We start from the raw sequence: 23,270 nt of genomic DNA on the forward strand, positions 1-23,270 counted from the left end.
TTTCTACACATTCAGGAATTCGCATAAAAAATTTGATCATCTCAGTTCGAATGTAATGATAAAATTTGTTTATGCTCATTTCATAATATTAGATTTTTAATTCAAATTTAGGAATTAAGTTGAATAATGATGGTTTTAATGTATAACTTGTAAGAAATAGTGTATAATTTGCAAGAGTTAAATTTACTAAAAAATTAATTACTCTTTGTTTCCATTAAATATTTTTTTACTGCACCAACATAAGGATACATAATTAAATCTTCCTTAAACGCTGGTACAAGATTTCGGACGGCATCAAACAATGTTTTGGTTGTCGAAGAAACTTTATCTTGAAATTCCAAATATTCAATCGCTTGGACAATAGTAATCATTTCAATAGCAACAACTTCGTAGGCATTTTCAATCACTTTTTTAGTCATTAGAGCCGCATTGGTACCCATACTTACAATATCTTGATTGTCATTATTATTAGGAATACTATGCACATACATTGGATTAGATAAAGTCTGACTTTCAGCAGTTGTAGAAGTTGCAGTAAATTGAACGCCTTGCATTCCGAAGTTTAATCCCAATTGTCCTAAATTAACGAATGGAGGCAAAATATCGTTCAACTTCGAGTTTAACAAATAATTCAACTGTCGTTCCGCCAACATTGTCATTTTTGTGGTAACAATTTTTAATTTGTCCATTTCTAAAGAAACATAATCACCATGAAAATTACCCCCATGATATACTTGTTGCTTTTTAACATCAACTATTGGATTATCATTGGCAGAATTTACCTCCTCGATCAATATTTTTTGCACACTTTTTAATGTATCTAAAACAGGCCCTAAAATTTGAGGAACGCAACGTAACGAATAATATTCTTGTACTTTTTCCTTAAATACAGTACTACTCCCATTACCGTTATATAAATATTCTTCTCTATTTCGTGTCAAAGAGCTATCCTTTAAGTGCTCTCGCATTTTTTTGGCAATCTCTTGCTGACCCTTATGCTTTTTAGTGTTGTTCAATTCTTCTGACAAATGATCGTCATAAGCCTCTACTACTTCATTGATAGCCGATGAACATTTCAATACCCAATTTAGTAAACGTTTGGTGTAAATTACGTTTACAATACCAATACCTGTCATTACTGAAGTGCCGTTAATCAACCCCAATCCTTCACGTAGCTCAACATGAATTGGTTTTAATCCTTCTATTTTAAAAACTTCAGCAGTTTCTAAACGTTCTCCTTTGTAAAAAACTTCTCCTTCTCCAATTAATACCAATGCTAAATGTGCTAATTGTACTAAATCGCCACTAGCTCCAACACCTCCATGTTCATATATTAAGGGAGTAATATCTCTATTTATGAATTCCTTCATCAATTTAACAACAGAAGGGTGTACTCCAGAGTTTCCTAAACTCAATGTATTTAAACGAGCCAACATAGCTGCTTTTACATACATTTCGGGAATAGGATTTCCTACACCAGAAGCGTGACTGCGAATTAGGTTATATTGTAACTGAATTTGATCTTCATCCTTAATCTTGTATTGAGCCATTGGGCCAAATCCTGTATTTACACCATAAATTACTTTGTTTTCAGAAAATTCTTTGAGAAAATTAAAGCTATTTTCTACTCTATTTAGTAAGGTTTTGTCTAACTCAATACTGCTTTTATTAAAAATTACTTCGTAAAAATCTTTTAAATCTAGTTCTCCTTTAATATTAAGCATTCACTGCAGGGTTTATTGATAAATAATTCACTTTTATGATATATTGAAGCGACAAATTTAATATTTTTACACAGAAATCAGTCAAAAATCAGCAATGAATACGGAAAATGTAGATGTTTTAATTATTGGTGCGGGTCCTTCGGGATGTGTTTCTGCAGCTTATTTATATAAAAAAGGCTTATCGGTTCAAGTTGTGGAAAAATCGAAATTCCCAAGGTTTGTAATAGGTGAAAGTTTATTACCTAAATCGATGGAACATTTTAAAGAGGTTGATCTTTTTGACTGTTTAGATGCTCAAAACTTTGAAAAAAAGCATGGAGCACGTTTTATGAGAGATGATGTTGTATGCCATTTTGATTTTAGTAAAAAATACACTAAAGGCTGGGACTGGACTTGGCAAGTGCCTAGAGCCGATTTTGACAAAGCGTTGGCCGATGAAGTTATAAGAAAAGGAGTAGCTATTGCCTTTGAATGGGAAGTAACTGATGTACAGTTCAGCGGAACTAGTTCGCAAACCACTATTAAAGATAAAAATGGCAATAAAAAAAATATCAATGCCAAGTTTGTAATTGATTCCAGTGGCTATGGAAGGGTTTTGCCCCGATTGTTAGATTTGGAAAAACCTTCAACGCTACCCAAGCATTCTTCAATTTTTACACATGTTAAGGATAGTAACAGACCTGAAGGTACTGAGGGCACTTTAATTACTTTTGATATTGTTAAGGCAAAAGTCTGGCTATGGGTAATTCCATTTTCTAATGGCAATACCAGCATTGGTTTTGTTGGGCCAACAGAATTTATTGAATCTTATCAAGGAGATACATCCAAAATGCTGTCTGAAATGTTAAAACTATCTACATATTATTACGATAGATTTAAAGATGTGGACTATTTGTTCGACCCTATCTGCATTAAAAATTATTCAAAATCGGTTAAACAACTCTATGGCGATGGTTACGCATTAACCGGAAATAGTTCTGAGTTCTTAGATCCTGTTTTTTCGTCGGGTGTGGCTTTTGCTACAGAGTCTTCTTTATTAGCTGCTAAATTGGTAGAGCGACAACTAAACGGAGAAACAGTAGATTGGGAAAATGAATATACTAATTACATTAAAAAAGGGGTAGATGTATTTTCTACCTATGTAAAAGAATGGTACACAGAAAACTTACAAACTTTATTTTTTCATAGACCTGAAAATCCCGAAGTAAAAGAAAAAATTTGTGCGGTGTTAGCTGGCTATGTTTGGGATGAGACAAATCCGTTTGTAAAAAAACATGATAGAGCTGTACGCTCTATGGCTCATCTAATTGACATGAGTAACTAGTAATTTCTCTTCTCTTATTTTACATTCTTGTTTAAATACTTTGCAAATTCTTTGGCTAGTTTTGCATAACATTCAGAAATACGATAACCCGAATTATAATCATTTCCCATAGCTCCGTAGCCTTGTACTCTATTAAATTTAGCCGACCATAAAATATTAGTGGGGTTTTCGGTTTCATAAATTGTCATAAGCACATCAATTTCTGCATTTTTTCTAACAATACCCACATTGTAACCCGCATACATTCTAGTTGTGTGAATTTTAATAGTATGTTGGGCTTCCTCTATATTTTTCCCCACTTTAATCTCTCCGTTTTTAAACCTTTTGTCAAAAGATTCTATAAATTTTGGTTCGTACCTATTCTCGCGATCAGCAAACCAAGATTCCTTGAATTTTTCTCCCGTACCCGCTTCTTTTTCCTCTCTTTTAGCCATTTTATCCTTCAGGAATTCTTCTTCGGAATCATATTTTGGGATTTGCAGGTCGGCATAATCAAATTCCAAATTATAAACGGTAATGCCCTTTAAATTTTTCGCATTGCCCTCCTGTACTTTGGGTTTTTGAGCGTAAATTGTTAAGGTTGTGAATAAAAATACGAATAATAGTGCTTGTCTTTTCATGAGTTAAGATTTTTTGATATTCTCAAATTTATTATTAAAACATTTTTTTTCTAAGAAAAGCTGCTAATCTCCTTCCTAACAATCCATAGGCATTGGCAATTCTATCTCCCAGAAGGTATGTAGCTCTTCCTCTAGCATAATTCTCTTTAGAACGGAATTCGATTTTATCCGGATTTCCCGTTTCGTATATATATATTGTAGCTTTTAGTTTTGATTCTTCTGGCCATAACCCAACGTTATATCCCGAATAAACGAAAACGGTATTCACTAAAATTGTATATTTTGCATCCTTATTTTTTCCCACTTTTATTTTAACTTTACCGGTAAAAAATTTATTAAAAGTTTCAATAAACTTAGGTTCAAATAGACTGTCCCTAAAAGCAAACCAATCTTTTTTAAATTTCTCCCCAGATCCAATTTCTTTGGCCTCCCGTATTGCCATTTTGTCTTTTAAATACTCTTCCTCAGAATCAAAATTAGCAATGGTAATATTAGAATAGTCAAACTCAATATTATATTCGGAAACACCAATTAAATTATCAATACCGCCTTCAGCAATCTTTATTTTACTTTGGGAATTAACATTTATAGCAAATAAAATAAGTGTGATTAGAATCGCTTTCTTATTCATAAGTCTCAAAATAAAATTTCTATAAAATTACCATAAAAAATTAACATTTTACTTTTTGATTAATTTTATATGAGTCTTTCTATCATCTGTTTTTAACTCTAATAAATAAAGGCCTCTAGCAATAAAGGAAAAGTCAACTTCCGCCTTTATTATCTCTTGAGATTTATCCTCTTCAAAAACCAATCGTCCCGTAAAATCGTACAATCGTATTTGAAGTGGTTTATCACCTAAGGGTATATTTTCAATAATAACATAATCCGTAAAGGGGTTGGGGTACACAATGGTTCTCTTAAAATATTCATCATCAACAGACAAAGCATTGCAATTATCAACAAGTTCCTTTACTCCCGTTCTAATAGCTGACAACATATCATATACTTTATGCCCAGGGCAATCGGTAGCATTTGGGCCATCCCTATGTCCGGAAATGGTTTTTAAATTCAATCCCGAAGAAGCATGATAGACAGTTGCTGTAGGATCAATATTTTTTACACAAGCTTTCCAGGCCAATAAACTTTTTAAGGAATCTATCATTACAGTGGTTGGTGTAATGGTATTGTACGTTCCCATCAATGAAATCCCCGAAGTACCACTATTAACTCCTGAAAAATGTGCTCCTTGCGTATCATCGGCTCTACCTTCATAAACGTTTCCATCTTTATCCAATAAAAAATTATAGCCAATATCTGACCAGCCATTCGTATTTACATGGTAATTCCATATAGAACGTACCACAGCAGCCCAATCACTTGAGGTATTTGAACCAGCTGTATGATGGACTATTAAAAACTTAACATCAGTAGTTGTTGGATTAGAATTTGGCGGACAATTATTAGTTGGACACCACGTACTTCTAGTAATTACTGTTGGTGATGCACAATTACACGATGCCAACTTTTTTGTTTCGACTTTTTCAATAGTTGCATTCATTTTTCGTGAGTATTGTTTTAAAAATTGAGTATTGTAAGGATAATAAAAATTAAATTTAATAGTATCTAAAACCGTTGGCGTTTTAAATAATATTTTCACTTGCGTTTGCCTACTTTTACTATTTAAATAAGACAAGGCATGCCAATTGTCATCTTCAACATTGTTTTCATCAATAGGAAACAATTGCCAATCATTATTAACATCTTTAAAAAATACGGAATCAATAGCTCGAGAAATTGAACTTCCTGATAGAAGAATAGAAAAAGCAATAAAAGGATTGTTAGGTACATTTTCAACTTCTAAAACCTCTGAGATATAAGTATGCTGCAACTGCTTTTCAACCTTCAATAAGGTCGTTCTAGATTCTTGTGCAAAAAGAACAGAATGGAATAAGTAAAATAACAATATCAACTTCTTCATAAAACGAAGATATAAAATAATCTACAAAGGATATTTAGCTTATAAATTCTTATTTTTGTTCAAACTTCAAAGTAAATATTTTGTCAGATTTTCAATTAGGATTAGAATATGCTCATGCACAAGATAAAGCAGACGAATTAGCTGCTTATCGAAATCAATTCCACATTCCAAAAGACAAAGCTGGAAATGAGTTAATTTATTTTACTGGAAATTCTTTGGGTTTACAGCCAAAATCAACAAAATCTTATATCGAAAAAGAGTTAAAAGATTGGGCAGAATTAGGAGTTGAAGGACATACTGAAGGTGAAAATCCGTGGTTGCATTACCACGAATTTTTAACCGAAAACATGGCAAAAATAGTAGGTGCGAAACCCATAGAAGTTATCGTTATGAATACCTTAACTGCCAATCTACATTTTATGATGGTGTCGTTTTACAAACCCACCAAAACGCGTTACAAAATACTTATAGAAGCCGATACTTTTCCTTCGGATAAATTTGCTGTGGAATCACAATTACGGCACCACGAATTTGATGATAAAGAAGGGCTGATACTTTGGAAACCCAGAAAAGGTAGTGAACTTGCCAATTACGAAGATCTTGAAGCTATTTTTGAACAACATGGCGATGAAATTGCTCTCACACTAATCGGCGGTGTTAATTATTATACAGGGCAGTATTTTGATTTGAAAAAAATAGCCGCATTGGCCCATTCGCATGGTTCAATGGTAGGATTTGACTGTGCACATGGTGCTGGAAACGTCAAACTAAATTTACATGATTCTGGTGCGGACTTTGCCGTTTGGTGCACCTACAAATACTTGAATTCAGGTCCTGGAAGTCTCGCTGGTTGTTTTGTACATGAACGCCATGCCCATAATAGAGACTTAAACCGTTTTACGGGATGGTGGAGTCATAATAAGGAAACACGATTTAACATGCGTGATGAGTTTGATCAGCTTCCTGGTGCAGAAGGCTGGCAATTGAGCAATCCTCCTATTTTATCTATGGCAGCCATCAGAGCATCATTAGATATTTTTGCCGAAGTGGGTATTAATAAATTGGTTGAAAAATCGAAAAAACTAACAGGTTATTTTGAATTTTTAATTGAGCAATTGAATAATCCCTACATTAAGATTATAACGCCTAAAAACCCTTCCGAGCGTGGATGCCAATTATCCATTCAAGTACTAAATGCAGACAAAACTTTGCACAATAAATTAACCGAAAGTGGTGTAGTGAGCGATTGGCGAGAACCTGATGTAATTCGATGTGCACCCGTTCCATTATACAATTCATTTTTAGATGTTTATACTATGGTAGAGAAATTGAAAGCAATATTAAATGACTAAAAAAGACAACATACTCATCATCGGTGCAGGACTCTGCGGTTCGTTACTCGCTTTACGTTTAGGTCAAAGAGGTTTTAATGTTGGCGTTTATGAAAAACGACCCGATTTACGTAAAGTGGATATTAGTGCTGGACGTTCTATAAATCTTGCTTTTTCGGATAGAGGTATAAAAGCCATGAAACTTGTGGGTCTGGAAGAAAAAGTTAAACCGCTTTGCATCCCAATGAACGGAAGAATGTTACACGATATTGATGGTAATACGGTTTTAGCTCCATATAGCGGACGAGAACATGAATATATAAATTCCATATCCCGAGGTGATTTGAATGCCTTATTACTCGATGAAGCTGAGGCATTGCCCAATGTAACCATACATTTTAACCATAAATGTACACATGTTGATTTTGAGAAAACCGAGGCACATTTTTATCAATACGCATCAAAAACCAATACCTCAATTAAAGTCGATGCGATTTTCGGAACGGATGGAGCGGGTTCGGTGTTGCGAAAAAGTTATTATTTAGGCAAAAAATTCCTATTTAGTTTTAGTCAAGATTACTTAACCCATGGCTACAAAGAATTAAGTATTTTACCCGCTGAAAAGGGCGGATATAAAATCGATAGAAACGCCTTGCACATTTGGGGAAGGGGTGATTTTATGCTCATTGCTCTACCCAATTTAGACGGCAGTTTCACGGTTACCCTGTTTTTAAGTTATACCGATGGTGAATACAACTTTAACAACCTCACAACCAAAGAAAAAGTATTGGAGTTTTTCCAAAAATACTTTAAAGATGCGTTGGACTTGATGCCACATCTGGCCGATGAGTTTTTTGAAAATCCCACCTCACCATTGGGCACGGTAAAATGTTCACCATGGCATTATAAAGGCAATACCCTTTTAATGGGCGATGCCGCTCACGCCATCGTCCCGTTTTACGGACAGGGAATGAATGCTTCCTTTGAGGATGTGGTTGAATTTGACAACTATTTGGATGATGAAAAAAATTGGGAAACAATTTTTAAGGACTTTGAAAAATCCAGAAAAAAAGATACTGATGCCATTGCCGATTTAGCTATTGACAATTTTCACGAAATGAAAGGGCATGTAAATAATGCTATTTTTAGAGAAAAACGCAAATTGGAAATGGCTTTGGAAAAGCATTTTCCAGAGCAGTATTCCTCTAAATATTCGTTGGTTACCTTTAATGAAGATATTGGTTATTATGATGCTATGACTAGAGGAAGAGCTCAAGATAAAGCATTATTAAATATGATTGCAGATCATGACATTTCGATTCATGACGATACAACGAAAGAAGAATTAAAAGAAATTTTAACTAAAGTAAAAGCAGAAACCGAAGAAATATTAGAAGAGGATAAAGTTGCTAGAAATTTAAAACATTAACTAACCCCGAAAGGGTTTGAAACCCTTTCGGGGTTAAAACGAAAAACTATGAGTGACAACAAAGTAACACCAAGAGGAGCCTATCCACACACCAAACGTGTAGGCGATTTTATATTTGTATCAGGCACCAGTTCTCGTCGACCTGACAATACCATTGCTGGAGTTGATATTATTGACGAAATGGGTACAAAACACCTTGACATTGAAGTGCAAACTCGTGAAGTTATCAAAAATATTGAACGCAATTTAGCCAATGAAGGGGCAACCTTAGCCGATGTAGTTGATGTTACTTCATTTCTAGTAAACATGAACGATTTTGCAGGCTACAATAAAGCCTATGCCGAATTTTTTAATGCTGAAACTGGACCTGCTAGAACAACCGTTGCAGTACATCAATTGCCACATCCCGATTTAGTGGTGGAGATTAAGGTGATGGCTTATAAAAAATTTAAAATAAATTGAAAATCCAAAACTACATCGACGGAAAATTCGTAAACCCAACTCATAATGGTTGGTTGGACAATATTAATCCCGCCAATGGTGAAGTTTATGGTCAAATCCCAAATTCTACTGTTGAGGATATTGAAAAAGCATATACAGCTGCCAAATCTGCCTTTGGGCAGTGGTCACAGACTAGTTTAGAGGAACGAAGTCGCATTCTCATAAAAATTTCAGAGCTGTTAGAAAACAATTTAGAGCATTTTGCTAAAGCAGAAAGTAAAGACAACGGTAAACCAGTAAGTCTAGCAAAAGCTGTTGATATCCCTAGAGCTGCAAGCAATTTTCGTTTTTTTGGAAATGCGATAACTCAATTTGCAAGTGAAAGTCACGAAAGTGTTGGGCAGAATGCAATCAATTACACCTTACGTCAACCCATTGGTGTAGTAGGTTGTATTTCTCCTTGGAATCTTCCACTCTATTTGTTCACTTGGAAGATTGCCCCTGCCCTAGCCGCTGGCAACTGTGTTATCGCAAAACCTAGTGAAGTTACCCCAATGACCGCTTATTTATTGGGCGAAATTTGTAATGAAGCGGGCCTTCCAAAAGGTGTATTAAACATTATTCATGGATTAGGAACTGCAACCGGACAAGCCATTGTTGAGCACCCTGAAATCAAGGCCATTTCTTTTACCGGAGGAACAGCGACAGGAGCTGCTATTGCCAAAACTGCCGCACCGCTATTTAAAAAACTATCGTTGGAATTGGGCGGTAAAAATCCGAATATCATCTTTGAAGATTGTGATTATGAGAAAATGTTGGAGACAACCGTCAGATCCTCTTTTGCCAATCAAGGACAAATATGTTTGTGTGGAAGTCGTATTTTTGTTGAGGCATCTATTTACGAAAAATTCAAAGTTGACCTTGTTAAAAAAGTAAAAGCCTTAAAGGTTGGCCATCCGTCAAATTCCGATACCGATATCGGAGCATTGGTGTCTAAACCACATCTTGAAAAAGTGCTAAATTATATAGAAATTGCAAAAAACGAAAACGGTACGGTGCTTTGCGGAGGAAATCAGGTTACGGTAAAAGACTATGAAAATGGTTACTATTTAGAACCAACGGTAATTGAAGTAAAATCAAATGATTGTCGCATCAATCAAGAAGAAGTATTTGGTCCAGTGGTTACCCTAATGCCTTTCAATACAGAAGATGAAGTTTTGCAACTAGCAAATGATGTAAAATATGGATTATCTGCTACACTTTGGACAAATAATTTGTCCAGAACTATGCGAATGACCAAAACATTAGAAGCTGGAATTGTTTGGGTAAATACATGGATGTTACGTGATTTGAGAACACCGTTTGGTGGTGTTAAAGATTCTGGTGTAGGCAGAGAAGGTGGATTTGAAGCCTTACGTTTTTTTACGGAAGCGAAGAATGTGTGTATAAAGTATTAGCCCATCTTCCGTCTTCCCGAAGGGAAGAAACTTGGGCGGTACTGTAAAATAAAATTATTAATTAAAAATAAAACTCCCTCCCTTCGGGAGGGCTGGGGTGGGCTTATGAACATAAAACTAGAAAACAAAAATGCACTCGTTTGCGGAAGCACACAGGGTATTGGCAAAGCCTGTGCCATGGCATTGGCTGAACTAGGTGCAAATATAACCTTGGTGGCCAGAAATGAGGAAAAACTAAAACAGGTATTATCGGAGCTGCCCAATACCTACCAAAATCACTCCTATATTGTGGCGGATTTTCAAAATCCTGTGGAATTAGGACAAAAAGTGGCTCACAAACTAGCTGAAATTGACACCTATCATATTTTAGTCAACAATACGGGAGGACCGGCTGGTGGACCCATTTTTTCAGCAGAGGTATCTGAATTTGAGAGTGCGTTTACGCAGCATTTAAAAGCGAATCATATTTTAGTACAAACAGTTGTTCCAAAAATGAAAGAAGCTGATTTTGGCAGAATTATCAATATTATTTCTACTTCCGTAAAACAACCTCTAAATGGACTAGGTGTTAGCAACACTATTAGAGGTGCGGTGGCTAATTGGAGTAAAACATTAGCCAATGAATTGGGTGAATACGGAATTACCGTTAACAATGTGTTACCAGGTGCAACTGCTACCACTAGGTTAACCGAAATTATTAATGATAAAGCAGAAAAAACTGGAAAATCAACTGAAGAAATTTCTAAAGCCATGAAAAACGGTATTCCCGCCAAACGTTTTGCACAACCTGGAGAAATTGCAAATGCAGTAGCCTTTTTAGCAACTGAAGCCGCCAGTTATATTAACGGAATTAATATCCCTGTAGATGGTGGCAGAACAAAGTCACTCTAAAGAGCCCACCCCTCCCGATAGCCATCGGGACTCAAAAGGGAGTGAGAATTACTATGCCAAATTTGAGTATATTTATACTCGGTTTTATAATCATTAATAACAAAAACTTTTAACCGCCCAGTTAGGAGTTCCTTCCCTTTGGGAAGGCTAGGATGGGCTTCTTACTATGAGCAAATTAGTTTCTCCATTAAATTTTAAAGACTGGATTGAAGAAAACAGACATTTATTAAAGCCACCAGTGGGTAATAAAGTGGTTTGGAAAGATGGTGATTTTATTGTGATGGTTGTAGGCGGGCCAAACAATAGAAAAGATTATCATTATAATGAAACGCCTGAATTTTTCTATCAAGTAGAAGGTGATATTGTTTTAAAAATTATAGATAAAGGCACACCTAAAGATGTTCACATAAAAGAGGGTGATATTTATTTGTTACCTCCAAAAGTACCACATTCGCCACAGCGAGGTGCAAATACCGTTGGTTTGGTAATTGAATACAAACGTCCCGAAGGTATGCGAGATGCCTTGCTTTGGTTCTGTGAAAATTGTACAACAAAATTGTACGAAGAAGACTTTACCGTAAAAAATATTGAAACGGATATGCCCGTAATTTTTGATAAATATTATGGTGATAAAAATAAACGCTCTTGTCCAAATTGTGGAGCCATTATGGAGCCACCGAAGAAAGTGCAAATTGATTAGGGTTATTTGCTAAGGCAATCAAATTATAAATATAAATTGAACTAACATTAAAAAGATTCCCGCCTTCGCGGGAATGACATATGAAACAAAAACGTAAACTACGTATTAACGGACATTCTCATTTATTGCCTTATCCAGAGGAAATACCCCAATACATGAAAGACAAAGGTATTTTTTGGGTGGATAAGGATAGAAAATTTATGCTTCAAAAAGATTGGAGTCGCCCCGTAACGGACTCTAGCTTCTTTTTACATGAAAAATTGGCTTGGATGGAACGTTTCGATATTGACCATGCGGTAGTATTGAACTTGTCTCAATTATATGGTAATGGTTTACGTGTTGAGGAAATGAAACAAGCTTTACGCTTTCAGAATGATTTTAATGCCAAAATACAAAATGAACATCCTAGTAAATTTACTTGTGGTTTTGTAGTACATCCGGGTTTTGTAAAAGGTGCTTGTTGGGAAATTGAACGCTGTGTAGAGCAATTAGGTATGCAATTATTGTGCTTACCAACTCATTATATGGACACTATTGGTACTTGGCGTTGTATTTTTGACGAAGAAAACGAACCTATTTTTGAACTGGCAAGTCAACTGAATTTGGCGGTTGAAATTCATCCTTATGATGGTGAAAAGTTCATTAAATTAGAAAATACATCTTGGCGTTTTCATTTGATTTGGATGTTGGCCCAATGTGCCGATGCTTATCATTTTTTTACCTTAAACGGTTATCAGGAAAAATACCCTAATATGCGGACCTGCTTTGCCCATGGCGGACAGTTGGCTCAAATAAATTTAGGGAGACGTATCCAAGGTTTTGATGGCAGACCCGATTTATTTGAGGGCAAACACCATCCTAGAAAAGCGGTTGGGCATAAGAACATATTCTTTGACACCTTGGTACACGATACGGGTTCTTTAAAGTTATTAATTGAAAACCAAGGAGCAAATCAAGTACTTATAGGATTAGACGACCCTTATCCTTTAGGAGAAATGGAAAGCGAAAAACAGTCTTCCTATCCTGGTAAAATATTGGATTTGGCTATTGACCGAAACATTATCAATGAAACGGAAAAGGATGCTATGTGGGAAGATAATGTGTTGCAATGGTTGTATGGGGATGATCAAGAAACTAAGGATAAGTTAGTTAATAGAATATTATCATAATGGATTTCGACTATTTAAAAATATTAGTATCAGTTACTCTAGCAGTTATTGGTTGGTTAATTGGGCATTATTTTACTGAAAGAAGAAACAAAATAAACAAGAGAAGAGAAATTTCTCTAGATCATTTAATTTCTGCATATAGAATTATTACTCAAGATGTTACTCACAGAGAATGGGATGCTGACAGTAGAATAAAGTTTGAAAAAGTAATCTCTGAAATTCAATTATTTGGGACAAAAAAACAAGTACAAATCAGTATTGATATTATAAATGAGTTTGCTAAAAATCGAACTGTGAATCTAGACATACTGATTAATAGTTTAAGAAATGATCTCAGGAACCAACTTGGTTTAGGGAAAATTAATGGTAACGTATTTCATTTGAGAACACAAGGTAATGAATAAAAAACCTCACAGGTTTTGAAAACCTGTGAGGTCTAAATACTTTTTAAAGCGTTCCTCTATTGGCTTGTTCTCTTTCTATCGCTTCAAACAATGCTTTAAAGTTACCTACTCCAAAAGATTGAGCTCCTTTACGTTGTATTACTTCAAAAAACATGGTAGGTCTGTCCACAACAGGTTTTGTAAAGAGTTGTAACAAATAGCCCTCTTCATCTCTATCGATTAGTATTCCATGTTTTTTTAGTACTTCTACATCTTCATCAATTTTACCAACACGTTCTAATAAATCGTCATAATAAGTTTCAGGAACGTATAAAAATTCCACACCTCTATCTCTCATTGCTCCTACCGTTTTTACAATATCATTGGTAGCAACGGCAATATGCTGTACGCCCGGGCCATTATAAAAATCCAGATATTCCTCAATTTGCGATTTCTTTTTACCTTCAGCGGGTTCATTAATTGGGAACTTTATCCTACCATTGCCATTGGACATTACTTTACTCATCAATGCTGTAAAATCAGTGGAAATATCATCATCAGTAAAGGAAATAATTTGTGCAAAGCCCATCACTTTAGCGTAAAATTCGCACCATTGTTTCATTTCTCCCCAACCAACATTACCTACCATATGGTCGATAAATTTTAACCCTACGGGTTCGGGATTGTAATGCGATTCCCATTTTTTATATCCTGGCAAAAAGATACCTTTATAATTTTTACGTTCCACAAAAATATGAACCGTTTCTCCATAGGTATAAATCCCTGAGCGAATAACAAATCCGTCTTTATCCTCCTCTTTTGTAGGTTTTAAAAAAGGTTTCGCACCTCTTTTGGTAGTTTCTTCAAAGGCTTTTGTGGCATCCTCAACCCATAGGGCAACTACTTTTACACCGTCCCCGTGTTTATTAATATGTTGATTGATGTGTCCTCCTTCTTCTAATGAAGTTGTAAGTACCAATCGTATTTTATCTTGTTTTAATACATAAGAAACACGGTCTTTCATTCCCGTTTCTAAACCTGCATAGGCTTCCGATTGAAAACCAAACGCGGTTTTATAAAAATGTGCGGATTGCTTTGCATTACCTACATATAATTCTACATAGTCTGTACCTAATAAAGGCAAAAAATCTTCGGCATCATCAAATATCTTTTTAATGCCGTATTCTGTATTTTGTAAATCTGTTAAGTTCTTTATATCTGCCATGTTATTTTCTTTAATGATTTTCATCTAACCACGACGTGTGGTAATCTCCAGTATCAATTTTTAACGCTTCTTCGGTAACCATTAATGGTTTAAACGTATCTACCATAACGGCCAATTCCTCCGTTTTTGTTTGACCTATACTTCGTTCCATTGCTCCTGGATGTGGTCCGTGAGGAATTCCTGCTGGATGCAAAGTAACCTGCCCAATTCCAATGTCATTTCTACTCATAAAGTCGCCATCTACATAATATAATACCTCATCAGAATCAATATTACTGTGATTATAAGGAGCAGGAATAGATTGTGGATGGTAATCATATAATCTCGGTACAAAAGAACATATTACAAAGGCACTAGTTTCAAATGTTTGATGAACCGGTGGTGGTTGATGCACACGTCCTGTTATAGGCTCAAAATCGTGAATTGAAAATTTATACGGATAATTATAACCATCCCAACCTACAACACTAAATGGATGATAAGCATATACATATTCGTGTATCATGTCTTGCTTTTTTACTTTTAGGATAAAGTCGCCTTTATCGGTAAAGGTTTCCAATTCACTTGGTGGGTGCATATCACGCTCACAATAAGGTGAATGTTCTAAATGCTGGCCAAACCAATTGCGATAACGTTTGGGTGTATATATTGGGTGCTTAGATTCTACAATAAATAATCGATTATCTTCTGTATCAAAATCTATTTGATAAATCATTCCTCTAGGAATTACCAAATAATCTCCATATTTAAAATCGATATTTCCTAAAAAGGTTCGTAGTTTTCCTGTACCTTTATGAATAAATAAAACCTCATCCGAATCCGTGTTTTTATAAAAATAATCTCTTAACGATTTTTGAGGAGCAGCCAAGGCAATATAACAGTCGTTATTTGCCAAAATTATTTTTCTACTATCCAAATAATCCGCTGTAGCACCAATATTAAAACCATTTAAGCTTAATGATTTCATATTTTTTTCTACTGCTATTTTTGGAGATACGTCATACGATTTCAACACTTCTTTGACCTGAGTAGGCCTGTGCGTATGATATAATAATGATGACATTCCGTCAAAACCAATTGTACCAAAGAGTTCTTCGTAATAGAAACTCCCTGAATCACTCTTAAAAATGGTGTGTCTTTTAGGAGGAATTTTACCTAATTTATGATATCTAGGCATAATAGTTATGTTTTAAGTTGTGAATAAAAAGTTTACTAACTAGAAAGTAAACCTCATTCAGGATTTCGTTTCATCAGAAACTTAAGAAGTACTAATAATTCTGTAAAAGAAGTATGCATAGTATAAACTATTGTTCAAACTCAAAGGTAAGGAATATTTTTTAATAGTCTAAGGGCTAATATTAATTAACACCAATAACCTCTTTAATCTGCGGAGCATATCTTTTGACGGTAGCCTCTACACCATTTTTCAGTGTCATTTGATTTACTGAACAGCCAGTACAAGCACCTAACAATTGTACTTTAACTATATCATCATCAATAGAGATCAAGGAAATATCACCACCATCAGACTCTAAAAAAGGTCTGATTTCTGCTAAGGCTTTTTCTACCTCGTTTTTTAAACTTTCTGCTGTCATACTATTAATTTTTAATTGCACTACAACCCGCCATTGTTGTTATTTTAACCACTTCCGTTGGTGGTAAATCATCATTCCGTTTTACTAATTGCGTAACCATATTCTTTGTCAGATTTATAAATACATCTTCCAAAGGTGTATCGTTTTGCAATGCTACTGGATGCCCAGCATCACCTGCCTCTCTGATACTTTGTACTAAAGGAACTTCTCCCAAAAAAGTTGTATCTAAATCTTCTGCCAAATTTCTCGCACCATCCTTACCAAAAATATAATATTTATTATCAGGTAATTCTGCTGGTGTAAAGTAACTCATATTTTCAACAATTCCTAATACAGGTACACTGATGTTTTTTTGTTCAAACATGGCTACACCCTTTTTGGCATCTGCCAAAGCGATATTTTGAGGCGTGCTTACTATTACTGCTCCGGTAATTGGAACGGCCTGTACAATAGACAAATGAATATCACCTGTACCAGGTGGCAAGTCAATTAGCATGAAATCCAGTTCGCCCCAATCGGCATCAAAAATCAGTTGATTTAAAGCTTTTGAAGCCATTGGCCCTCTCCATATAACTGCTTGATTGGGTTGAGTAAAAAATCCTAAAGACAGTAGCTTTACACCGTAATTTTCGATAGGCTTCATTTTTGAACGCCCATCTACATTCACAGCAACTGGTTTTTCATCAGCAACATCAAACATTATGGGCATTGAGGGTCCGTAAACATCGGCATCCAACACACCTACCTTAAATCCCATTTTAGATAATGTAATTGCCAAATTGGCCGTAATAGTAGATTTACCCACACCTCCTTTACCAGAGGCAACAGCAATTATATTTTGTATTCCTTCAATCTTCTTACCTTTTATAAGATTCGTAGGTTTTTTCTCAGGAGAAGGTGCATTCACTTTGACATTAACTTTAACATCAATTTTTTGAAAAACACGATCGTGAATGGCTTTCATTATTTCAACTTCTACTTTCTTTTTAGCCTGTAAGGTAGGATTGCTAATAACTACATCTACAACAACTTCATTACCAAAAATTACTACATTTCCAATGGATTTACTCTCCACCAAACTTTTGCCTTCGCCAGGTGCCGTTATGGTATCAAGAGCATTATATATATCTTCTTTGTTGAATTTCATTAATCAGTCTTCTTTATATTCATTCTAAATTACAAAGATAGGGTATAGACTTTAATTAATAAAGAATTTTAGAAAAGAAACAAGGCCTGTGGAGTCAAGAGTCAAGACAGTTAGACTAAAGCAAAATATTTATTCCAAAATAAACGTTTCAGGCATTTCCCAATTCGCTCTTACTTCGTTTGTGAATTCAAGATAAATTACCTTTTCAGGTTGTTTTTTAAGCAGAAAGTTACCTGTATCCCATTTCTTATTTTTATTTTCATCAAAAATAATTCTTAACAAATATTTACCTGGTAACAAATTTATAAAATCGAATTTTTGTGGTTCGGTAGCGTAAATTTCCTCAACTATTTTATCTTTATCATTAAGTAATTGCACTATAATAGGATAATTTTTAACACCCTGTAAAGTCACAAATAGTTTTCCGTAGTCTTCTTCTGTCTTTGTATTTATTCTATAATTTAGAGTGTCGTTGGTTTGTTCAAAGAAATTAGTGATTGCATTCGGTAAGATTTCAATCATATATTTTTGGTTGTACTTTTTTTCAAAATCAAAAATAAGTTCTGATTTATTTTCAGAAATAATAGCTTTATACGTAACTGGAACAGAATCATTATCAATAAAATTGATTTTTGTGGAATCTATCTTTTCAATTGGTAGATTGCTAACCAGTTTAAAAGGGTTTTTAAACGATAAGTCATTATCTCTCGCCTTTTTCAAATTTAATGAGTCTGTTTTTTTGGTACGTAATCTAACCGTTACCGTATCTATAAAATTTTCATTGGTAACTTTAAATTGTATTGAATCACTTTCAATTCCTGTATAAAAATAATTCAACGTATCTTTTTCTTTTTCAAAATTAGATACATTTTTAAAATCAGAGTTTACGTTTAAAGGTTCAATATTTAGGCTATCGCCAACACCTTCATAACCAAATTGAATATGACCTTTACTAATTTCAGAGGGTCTAGTGAGTCGATACGGTAATATTTCTTTAAATAAATTAATTGTGTAAGAAGTATCCGTGGGAATAGTAATATTTTTTTGGACAAAACCGATTTTATCTTCCTTAGGATTAAATGTGTAATTTCTAGATTTATCTCTCAATGCTATTAACAAATATTCCCCTGCTTTGATATTAGTGATTTCCCATACAGTAGAATCTAAAGTATTACCCACATAATAGGGCTTCTCTTTATAGATAATGGAATCGGTATAGGTGTCATTAATTTCGTATAGCATTACGGTAATATTTTCATCTGCTTCCTTTTTAAAAGCATCTGTAATAGCACCTGAAACTTTAAGAGAATCTATAACTGGTCCCGTTGAAAAAACGAATTTAAAATTATTAAAAACATTGCCTTCATTATTATCGGTAACGCTTTGCCCAAAATTGAACGAATACGTTGTGTTTTCCTTTAAAGTGTCTAACAACTTAATGGTAATAGTTTTACTAGCGGTACCAATGGGAGTAATAAGAGGATTATTTTTTAAAGGAGGAGATACAATCAATTGCGAGTTTAAATCTTTTAGCTTTACATACTCGTCAAAGACCAATTTTATTTCTTTTCCTTTAAAGTTTGTTGAATAATTTTGAGGACTTGATTTTTCCAACAACGGAGCGTCTTCATCTTTTTCTCCGCCTGTGGGTCTTCCTCTTTTTGCACAATCTGTTAAAAAAAGTACCAAAAGCAAAAACCCGAAAAATACAGAAAGTTGTTTCCTCATAGTTTTAATTTGTTGCAAAAGTAAATAAATATTCTATTCGGTATAGGCCATTGTGACAATACTTATTTTTACGTTATTTGATTTTAATATCTGTTTAGCACAGGCTTCTAAAGTTGCTCCCGTTGTAATAACGTCATCAATTAATAGTACATGCTTATTGTTAAAAAAATTAGGATCATTTACATAGAATATTTCTTGAACGTTTTTCCAACGTTCAAAACGTTGTTTTAAGGTTTGTGTTTCTGTTACAGACTTCCGTATTAAAACATCTTCGACATAAGTTGCTTCAATAATTTCAGAAATACTCAAACCGAAAGTTGTCAATTGATTATATCCTCTTTTTTTAAGTCTTTTTTCGTGTAATGGGACAGGTACAACACAATCGATTTTCGGAAACCTTTTAGAATCTTTTAACTCTTTACCCATCCAATTCCCTAAAAAAGTACCTATATCTTGCTGTCCTTTATATTTTAGCTGATAGATGAGTTGTTGAGATATCCCTTTGGTTTTATAGTAAAATAGAGATGAACCAAAATGTATTGGTAAACGTCCAAAGTATGTTTTTTCAACTTTATTGTCGTTTTCATCAGTAAAATCAGTTAACGGTAGTTCAAATCTACAGTTTAAACATAATGTTAATTCATTTTGCAACAATTGTTCTTTACAGCAAACACAAACTTTGGGGAAGAATAAATGATAAATATCTCTAAAAAATTGCATCTTTGACAAATATTTTGTGAAATTAAGTGTTATTTTATTAAAGATAAAACATTGCGAACCAAAAAAGCATTTATTAAAGAAGCGATTAAAAACATTAAGACCTCTGGTACAGTTGCACCTAGTTCCAAATATTTAATCCAAAAAATGCTAAAGGAAGTAGATTTTACAAAAACTAATGTTATTGTTGAATATGGCCCAGGCAATGGCAACTTTACCAAAGAAATACTAAAAAAATTAAATAAGGATAGCCAATTGATTTGTTTTGAGATTAATGAAAAATTTTTTAATCACCTAAACACATTTAACGATTCTAGGTTAACTATTTTAAACGAATCTTGTGAAAATATAAAAGCTGTTTGCAAAGATTTGAACATTTCAAACATAGACTATTTCATTTCCAGTTTACCTTTAACAAATATTCCTGATAGTATTACAAAAAAAATACTCTCCGAAAGCTACGCCCAACTTGATAAAACCGGTTGTTTTTTACAATATCAATATAGTTTAACCTACTATAAGAAATTAAAAAAAATATATAACAACGTTGATTTGGATTTTGAAATAAGAAATATACCTCCTGCCTTTATCTACAAATGCAAAAAAATATAACGCTATATACAATATTTTCCTAATTTTGCGTTTTTAAATAAGTATTTAACAAACTCTAAATTAAAACTTTAATTATTTTCATTATGGAAGAACAAAAATCATCTTCAAACAAAAAAATCATAATAGGTATATTATTAGCATTGCTTGTTGGGTTAGGTGTTTATACCATGCGTACCAATTCTAAGTTTAAAGCCTCTGAGGAATTCTTAAAACAAGAAAAGGAGCAAATCTTAGGTAACTTAACCGCTATGGAAGAGAAATACGACACCGCAATTGCTCAAAACAATTCAATGTCAGAAGAACTAACCATAGAAAGAGATAGAATTATTGCATTTAAAGATTCTGTGCAAAATTTAAAAAATACTAACTGGTCATTAATAAGACGTTACCGAGGTAAAATTTCAGAATTAGAAAAAACCAATGAAAGATTAATGAGCGTTGCTGATTCTTTATTTTTAGTTAATAATGATTTAACCATACAAAGAGATAGTATAACTGGTAAATTAATTGAGCAAACCAATGCCAATGATACATTATTAGCTCAAAACATGGATTTATCTGAAAAAGTTAAAATTGGTGGTGCATTAAGAGCAAATTCAATTAGTGCAACGGCAATGAGATTAAGAGGTAACGGTAAATATGCCGAAACTAATAAAGCTCAAAAAGCTGAGGCTATTAGAGTAACTTTTAGAATAGAAGGTAATGAAATTGCTACACCTGGAGACAAAGAAGCATATATTGTAATTCAAAACCCAAGTGGTAAAGTGTTAAGTGAAAAAGGAACTTTTCCAACTAATGACGGTAAAAGTTTACCATATACTGACCAAACTACTGTGGATTATAAGAACGTAGATAAGGATGTAGTAATGTTTGTAGATAAAATACCTCAAAAATTTGTAAAAGGTGACTATACTGTTAAGGTATATGTTGAAGGAAACATTGTTGGTGCTTCAAAACTTGAATTAAAAGATGCTTTTTTAGGTTTGTAAGAACTTAAATTTTTTCATAAGAAACTAAAGTGCAAATAGGTAAAACTATTTGCACTTTTTTATTTTAACAATATATATAATTATCTATTTTTGCAAGATGATAAAACCTGAAGATCAATTTAAAAAAGTTATCTCACATGCTAAAGAATATGGTTATGTATTTCAGAGCAGTGAAATATATGATGGCCTTAGTGCTGTTTACGATTATGCCCAGAATGGTGTTGAACTGAAAAAGAACATACGCGACTATTGGTGGAAAGCAATGGTACAATTGCATGATAATATTGTAGGTTTGGATGCTGCAATATTTATGCACCCCACTACTTGGAAAGCTTCTGGGCATGTAGATGCGTTTAACGATCCTCTAATAGACAATAAAGATTCCAAAAAGCGGTACAGAGCAGATGTTTTAATTGAAGACTATTGTGCTAAAATTGAAAATAAAATTAATAAAGAAGTAACCAAAGCCGCAAAACGTTTTGGTGATGCTTTTAATAAAGTAGAGTTTATTACTACTAACCAACGTGTTGTTGGTTATCAAGAGAAAATTAATAGTATTCTTTCAAGGATGGGTAAATCTTTAGAAAAAGAAGATTTGGCGGATGTAAAAGCTCTAATCGAAGAGTTAGAAATTGCCGACCCATTAACAGGTTCTAGAAATTGGACGGATGTAAAGCAATTCAATTTAATGTTTGGTACTAAGCTAGGTGCTTCTACCGACTCGGCAATGGATCTGTATTTAAGACCAGAAACAGCCCAAGGTATTTTTGTCAATTTTTTAAACGTTCAAAAAACGGGACGAATGAAAATTCCTTTCGGAATTGCTCAAACCGGAAAAGCATTTAGAAATGAGATAGTTGCACGTCAGTTTATTTTTAGAATGCGTGAGTTTGAACAGATGGAAATGCAGTTTTTTATCAAACCAGGCACACAACAAGAATGGTATGAGAAATGGAAAGAAACCCGTTTAAAATGGCATTTGTCATTAGGAATGGGCGAAGAGAATTATCGTTTTCACGATCATGAAAAATTAGCTCATTATGCCGATGCTGCAGCCGATATAGAATTCAAATTCCCATTTGGTTTTAAAGAATTAGAAGGTATTCACTCGCGTACCGATTTTGATTTGAGTCAACATGAGGAGTTTTCAGGAAAAAAATTACAATATTTTGACCATGAGGAGAATAAAAGTTACGTGCCTTATGTCGTTGAAACTTCAATTGGGTTGGACAGAATGTTCTTAGCTGTTTTTTCAAACTCTTTAGTTGAAGAAGAATTAGGCAATAATACAACAAGAACTGTTTTAAAATTACCAGCTGTTTTGGCCCCAAATAAAGCGGCAATCCTACCTTTGGTTAAAAAAGACGGGTTACCAGATATTGCAAAAAGAATTGTTGAAGATTTAAAATGGGATTTTAATGTAGTTTATGACGAAAAAGATGCTGTTGGAAGACGCTATAGAAGACAAGATGCCAATGGTACCCCTTTTTGTATTACTGTGGATCATGATACCTTAGAAGATAATTCTGTTACCATTCGTCATAGAGACACAATGGAACAAAGCCGTGTAAAAATTGAAGATTTACGAGAAATAATCAAAAAAGAGATTGATGTAAAACACTGGTTACAGAAAATATAATTAAAAACATAATCAATATAAGAAACGTAATAAGAATAACTTATTGCGTTTTTTTGTTGATAGTTTCTTCATATCATAATGTTAAATCTAACAGACCATGTACATTTTTTTCTTAAATTGCTAGAATCCTATTAGTTACAAACCTAATTAGGTTAATTCTAATCAAAA

At 33.9% G+C, this 23,270-nt stretch carries 22 protein-coding genes; 12 read left to right on the forward strand and 10 right to left on the reverse strand.

Annotated elements, in window-relative coordinates:
* Positions 1 to 194: 194 nt before the first annotated feature.
* Positions 195 to 1,724 (reverse strand): HAL/PAL/TAL family ammonia-lyase, encoded by a 1,530-nt coding sequence (locus tag U5A88_RS09230; protein ID WP_354205783.1) that lies wholly within the window; start codon positions 1,722 to 1,724, stop codon positions 195 to 197.
* 94 nt (positions 1,725 to 1,818) lie between these two features.
* Between U5A88_RS09230 and U5A88_RS09235 the strand changes: the two genes are divergently transcribed.
* Positions 1,819 to 3,048 carry an NAD(P)/FAD-dependent oxidoreductase gene (locus U5A88_RS09235; protein ID WP_354205785.1) on the forward strand — a complete coding sequence of 410 codons (1,230 nt, stop codon included), beginning with the start codon at positions 1,819 to 1,821 and terminating at the stop codon, positions 3,046 to 3,048.
* A gap of 14 nt (positions 3,049 to 3,062) precedes the next feature.
* On the opposite strand, the gene U5A88_RS09240 is transcribed toward U5A88_RS09235, so the two are convergent.
* The 3 genes from U5A88_RS09240 to U5A88_RS09250 are packed head-to-tail and all read right to left on the reverse strand — an operon-like array spanning position 3,063 to position 5,649.
* A complete protein-coding gene (locus tag U5A88_RS09240) occupies positions 3,063 to 3,668 on the reverse strand; it encodes a hypothetical protein (RefSeq protein WP_354205787.1) in 606 nt (201 codons plus the stop codon).
* Between the two features lie 34 nt (positions 3,669 to 3,702).
* Entirely contained in the window at positions 3,703 to 4,299 is a 597-nt protein-coding gene (locus U5A88_RS09245; RefSeq protein ID WP_354205788.1) for a hypothetical protein, read from the reverse strand.
* Positions 4,300 to 4,347: 48 nt separating this feature from the next.
* Positions 4,348 to 5,649 carry an N-acetylmuramoyl-L-alanine amidase gene (locus tag U5A88_RS09250; RefSeq protein WP_354205789.1) on the reverse strand — a complete coding sequence of 434 codons (1,302 nt, stop codon included), beginning with the start codon at positions 5,647 to 5,649 and terminating at the stop codon, positions 4,348 to 4,350.
* An 80-nt stretch (positions 5,650 to 5,729) separates the two neighbouring features.
* Here U5A88_RS09250 and kynU point away from each other — a divergent pair, with 80 nt between their 5' ends.
* The 8 genes from kynU to U5A88_RS09290 all read left to right on the forward strand — a co-directional run bounded on the left by kynU (position 5,730) and on the right by U5A88_RS09290 (position 13,471).
* Positions 5,730 to 7,001, forward strand: coding sequence for a kynureninase (gene kynU, locus U5A88_RS09255; protein WP_354205791.1), 1,272 nt, complete (start codon positions 5,730 to 5,732; stop codon positions 6,999 to 7,001).
* Complete coding sequence (locus tag U5A88_RS09260; RefSeq protein WP_354205793.1) at positions 6,994 to 8,409, forward strand: FAD-dependent oxidoreductase; 1,416 nt, start codon at positions 6,994 to 6,996, stop codon at positions 8,407 to 8,409. The genes kynU and U5A88_RS09260 overlap by 8 nt, the downstream gene beginning before the upstream one ends.
* Positions 8,410 to 8,457: 48 nt before the next feature.
* Complete coding sequence (locus U5A88_RS09265; protein ID WP_354205795.1) at positions 8,458 to 8,871, forward strand: RidA family protein; 414 nt, start codon at positions 8,458 to 8,460, stop codon at positions 8,869 to 8,871.
* A complete protein-coding gene (locus U5A88_RS09270) occupies positions 8,868 to 10,307 on the forward strand; it encodes an aldehyde dehydrogenase (RefSeq protein ID WP_354205796.1) in 1,440 nt (479 codons plus the stop codon). The genes U5A88_RS09265 and U5A88_RS09270 overlap by 4 nt, the downstream gene beginning before the upstream one ends.
* A 105-nt stretch (positions 10,308 to 10,412) precedes the next feature.
* Positions 10,413 to 11,198: an SDR family oxidoreductase gene (locus U5A88_RS09275; protein WP_354205798.1), complete on the forward strand. Its 786-nt coding sequence runs from the start codon at positions 10,413 to 10,415 to the stop codon at positions 11,196 to 11,198.
* Positions 11,199 to 11,364: 166 nt separating this feature from the next.
* Positions 11,365 to 11,898, forward strand: a complete 534-nt coding sequence (locus U5A88_RS09280; protein WP_354205799.1) for a 3-hydroxyanthranilate 3,4-dioxygenase — start codon at positions 11,365 to 11,367, stop codon at positions 11,896 to 11,898.
* A gap of 80 nt (positions 11,899 to 11,978) precedes the next feature.
* A complete protein-coding gene (locus U5A88_RS09285; protein ID WP_354205801.1) occupies positions 11,979 to 13,067 on the forward strand; it encodes an amidohydrolase family protein in 1,089 nt (362 codons plus the stop codon).
* Positions 13,067 to 13,471: a hypothetical protein gene (locus tag U5A88_RS09290; RefSeq protein WP_354205803.1), complete on the forward strand. Its 405-nt coding sequence runs from the start codon at positions 13,067 to 13,069 to the stop codon at positions 13,469 to 13,471. The genes U5A88_RS09285 and U5A88_RS09290 overlap by 1 nt, the downstream gene beginning before the upstream one ends.
* 43 nt (positions 13,472 to 13,514) lie before the next feature.
* Here the strand turns inward: U5A88_RS09290 and hppD are convergent, their stop codons facing one another.
* The 6 genes from hppD to U5A88_RS09320 all read right to left on the reverse strand — a co-directional run bounded on the left by hppD (position 13,515) and on the right by U5A88_RS09320 (position 19,865).
* Entirely contained in the window at positions 13,515 to 14,699 is a 1,185-nt protein-coding gene (hppD, locus tag U5A88_RS09295) for a 4-hydroxyphenylpyruvate dioxygenase (protein WP_451963144.1), read from the reverse strand.
* On the reverse strand, positions 14,686 to 15,852 hold the full coding sequence (locus U5A88_RS09300; RefSeq protein WP_354205805.1) for a homogentisate 1,2-dioxygenase: 1,167 nt from the start codon (positions 15,850 to 15,852) through the stop codon (positions 14,686 to 14,688). Before U5A88_RS09300 ends, hppD begins: the two co-directional genes overlap by 14 nt.
* Before the next feature lie 181 nt (positions 15,853 to 16,033).
* The gene (locus tag U5A88_RS09305; protein WP_354205806.1) at positions 16,034 to 16,270 is read right to left on the reverse strand and encodes a NifU family protein; all 237 of its coding nucleotides are present in this window, start codon (positions 16,268 to 16,270) and stop codon (positions 16,034 to 16,036) included.
* 4 nt (positions 16,271 to 16,274) lie between these two features.
* On the reverse strand, positions 16,275 to 17,417 hold the full coding sequence (locus U5A88_RS09310) for an Mrp/NBP35 family ATP-binding protein (protein WP_354205808.1): 1,143 nt from the start codon (positions 17,415 to 17,417) through the stop codon (positions 16,275 to 16,277).
* 129 nt (positions 17,418 to 17,546) lie between these two features.
* Positions 17,547 to 19,145: an Ig-like domain-containing protein gene (locus U5A88_RS09315; RefSeq protein ID WP_354205810.1), complete on the reverse strand. Its 1,599-nt coding sequence runs from the start codon at positions 19,143 to 19,145 to the stop codon at positions 17,547 to 17,549.
* A gap of 33 nt (positions 19,146 to 19,178) precedes the next feature.
* Positions 19,179 to 19,865 carry a ComF family protein gene (locus U5A88_RS09320; protein WP_354205811.1) on the reverse strand — a complete coding sequence of 229 codons (687 nt, stop codon included), beginning with the start codon at positions 19,863 to 19,865 and terminating at the stop codon, positions 19,179 to 19,181.
* Positions 19,866 to 19,916: 51 nt separating this feature from the next.
* On the opposite strand from U5A88_RS09320, the gene U5A88_RS09325 reads away from it, so the two are divergent.
* The 3 genes from U5A88_RS09325 to U5A88_RS09335 all read left to right on the forward strand — a co-directional run bounded on the left by U5A88_RS09325 (position 19,917) and on the right by U5A88_RS09335 (position 23,102).
* On the forward strand, positions 19,917 to 20,474 hold the full coding sequence (locus U5A88_RS09325; RefSeq protein WP_354205812.1) for a class I SAM-dependent methyltransferase: 558 nt from the start codon (positions 19,917 to 19,919) through the stop codon (positions 20,472 to 20,474).
* 83 nt (positions 20,475 to 20,557) lie between these two features.
* The gene (locus U5A88_RS09330) at positions 20,558 to 21,463 is read left to right on the forward strand and encodes a hypothetical protein (RefSeq protein ID WP_354205814.1); all 906 of its coding nucleotides are present in this window, start codon (positions 20,558 to 20,560) and stop codon (positions 21,461 to 21,463) included.
* A 97-nt stretch (positions 21,464 to 21,560) separates the two neighbouring features.
* Positions 21,561 to 23,102: a glycine--tRNA ligase gene (locus tag U5A88_RS09335; RefSeq protein WP_354205815.1), complete on the forward strand. Its 1,542-nt coding sequence runs from the start codon at positions 21,561 to 21,563 to the stop codon at positions 23,100 to 23,102.
* Positions 23,103 to 23,270 lie beyond the last annotated feature (168 nt).

The organism is Aureibaculum sp. 2308TA14-22 (assembly GCF_040538665.1).
Taxonomy (GTDB): Bacteria; Bacteroidota; Bacteroidia; order Flavobacteriales; family Flavobacteriaceae; genus Aureibaculum.

Excerpts from the sequence above, each read along its gene's own strand:
- U5A88_RS09320 (WP_354205811.1), bottom strand. The coding sequence starts at position 19,865 with ATGCAATTTTTTAGAGATATTTATCATTTATTCTTCCCCAAAGTTTGT.
- U5A88_RS09260 (WP_354205793.1), top strand. The coding sequence starts at position 6,994 with ATGACTAAAAAAGACAACATACTCATCATCGGTGCAGGACTCTGCGGT.
- U5A88_RS09265 (WP_354205795.1), top strand. The coding sequence starts at position 8,458 with ATGAGTGACAACAAAGTAACACCAAGAGGAGCCTATCCACACACCAAA.
- hppD (WP_451963144.1), bottom strand. The coding sequence starts at position 14,699 with ATGAAAATCATTAAAGAAAATAACATGGCAGATATAAAGAACTTAACA.
- U5A88_RS09305 (WP_354205806.1), bottom strand. The coding sequence starts at position 16,270 with ATGACAGCAGAAAGTTTAAAAAACGAGGTAGAAAAAGCCTTAGCAGAA.
- U5A88_RS09240 (WP_354205787.1), bottom strand. The coding sequence starts at position 3,668 with ATGAAAAGACAAGCACTATTATTCGTATTTTTATTCACAACCTTAACA.
- U5A88_RS09230 (WP_354205783.1), bottom strand. The coding sequence starts at position 1,724 with ATGCTTAATATTAAAGGAGAACTAGATTTAAAAGATTTTTACGAAGTA.
- U5A88_RS09250 (WP_354205789.1), bottom strand. The coding sequence starts at position 5,649 with ATGAAGAAGTTGATATTGTTATTTTACTTATTCCATTCTGTTCTTTTT.
- U5A88_RS09280 (WP_354205799.1), top strand. The coding sequence starts at position 11,365 with ATGAGCAAATTAGTTTCTCCATTAAATTTTAAAGACTGGATTGAAGAA.
- U5A88_RS09335 (WP_354205815.1), top strand. The coding sequence starts at position 21,561 with ATGATAAAACCTGAAGATCAATTTAAAAAAGTTATCTCACATGCTAAA.
- U5A88_RS09275 (WP_354205798.1), top strand. The coding sequence starts at position 10,413 with ATGAACATAAAACTAGAAAACAAAAATGCACTCGTTTGCGGAAGCACA.
- U5A88_RS09285 (WP_354205801.1), top strand. The coding sequence starts at position 11,979 with ATGAAACAAAAACGTAAACTACGTATTAACGGACATTCTCATTTATTG.
- U5A88_RS09330 (WP_354205814.1), top strand. The coding sequence starts at position 20,558 with ATGGAAGAACAAAAATCATCTTCAAACAAAAAAATCATAATAGGTATA.
- U5A88_RS09300 (WP_354205805.1), bottom strand. The coding sequence starts at position 15,852 with ATGCCTAGATATCATAAATTAGGTAAAATTCCTCCTAAAAGACACACC.
- U5A88_RS09290 (WP_354205803.1), top strand. The coding sequence starts at position 13,067 with ATGGATTTCGACTATTTAAAAATATTAGTATCAGTTACTCTAGCAGTT.
- U5A88_RS09245 (WP_354205788.1), bottom strand. The coding sequence starts at position 4,299 with ATGAATAAGAAAGCGATTCTAATCACACTTATTTTATTTGCTATAAAT.
- U5A88_RS09310 (WP_354205808.1), bottom strand. The coding sequence starts at position 17,417 with ATGAAATTCAACAAAGAAGATATATATAATGCTCTTGATACCATAACG.
- U5A88_RS09315 (WP_354205810.1), bottom strand. The coding sequence starts at position 19,145 with ATGAGGAAACAACTTTCTGTATTTTTCGGGTTTTTGCTTTTGGTACTT.
- U5A88_RS09235 (WP_354205785.1), top strand. The coding sequence starts at position 1,819 with ATGAATACGGAAAATGTAGATGTTTTAATTATTGGTGCGGGTCCTTCG.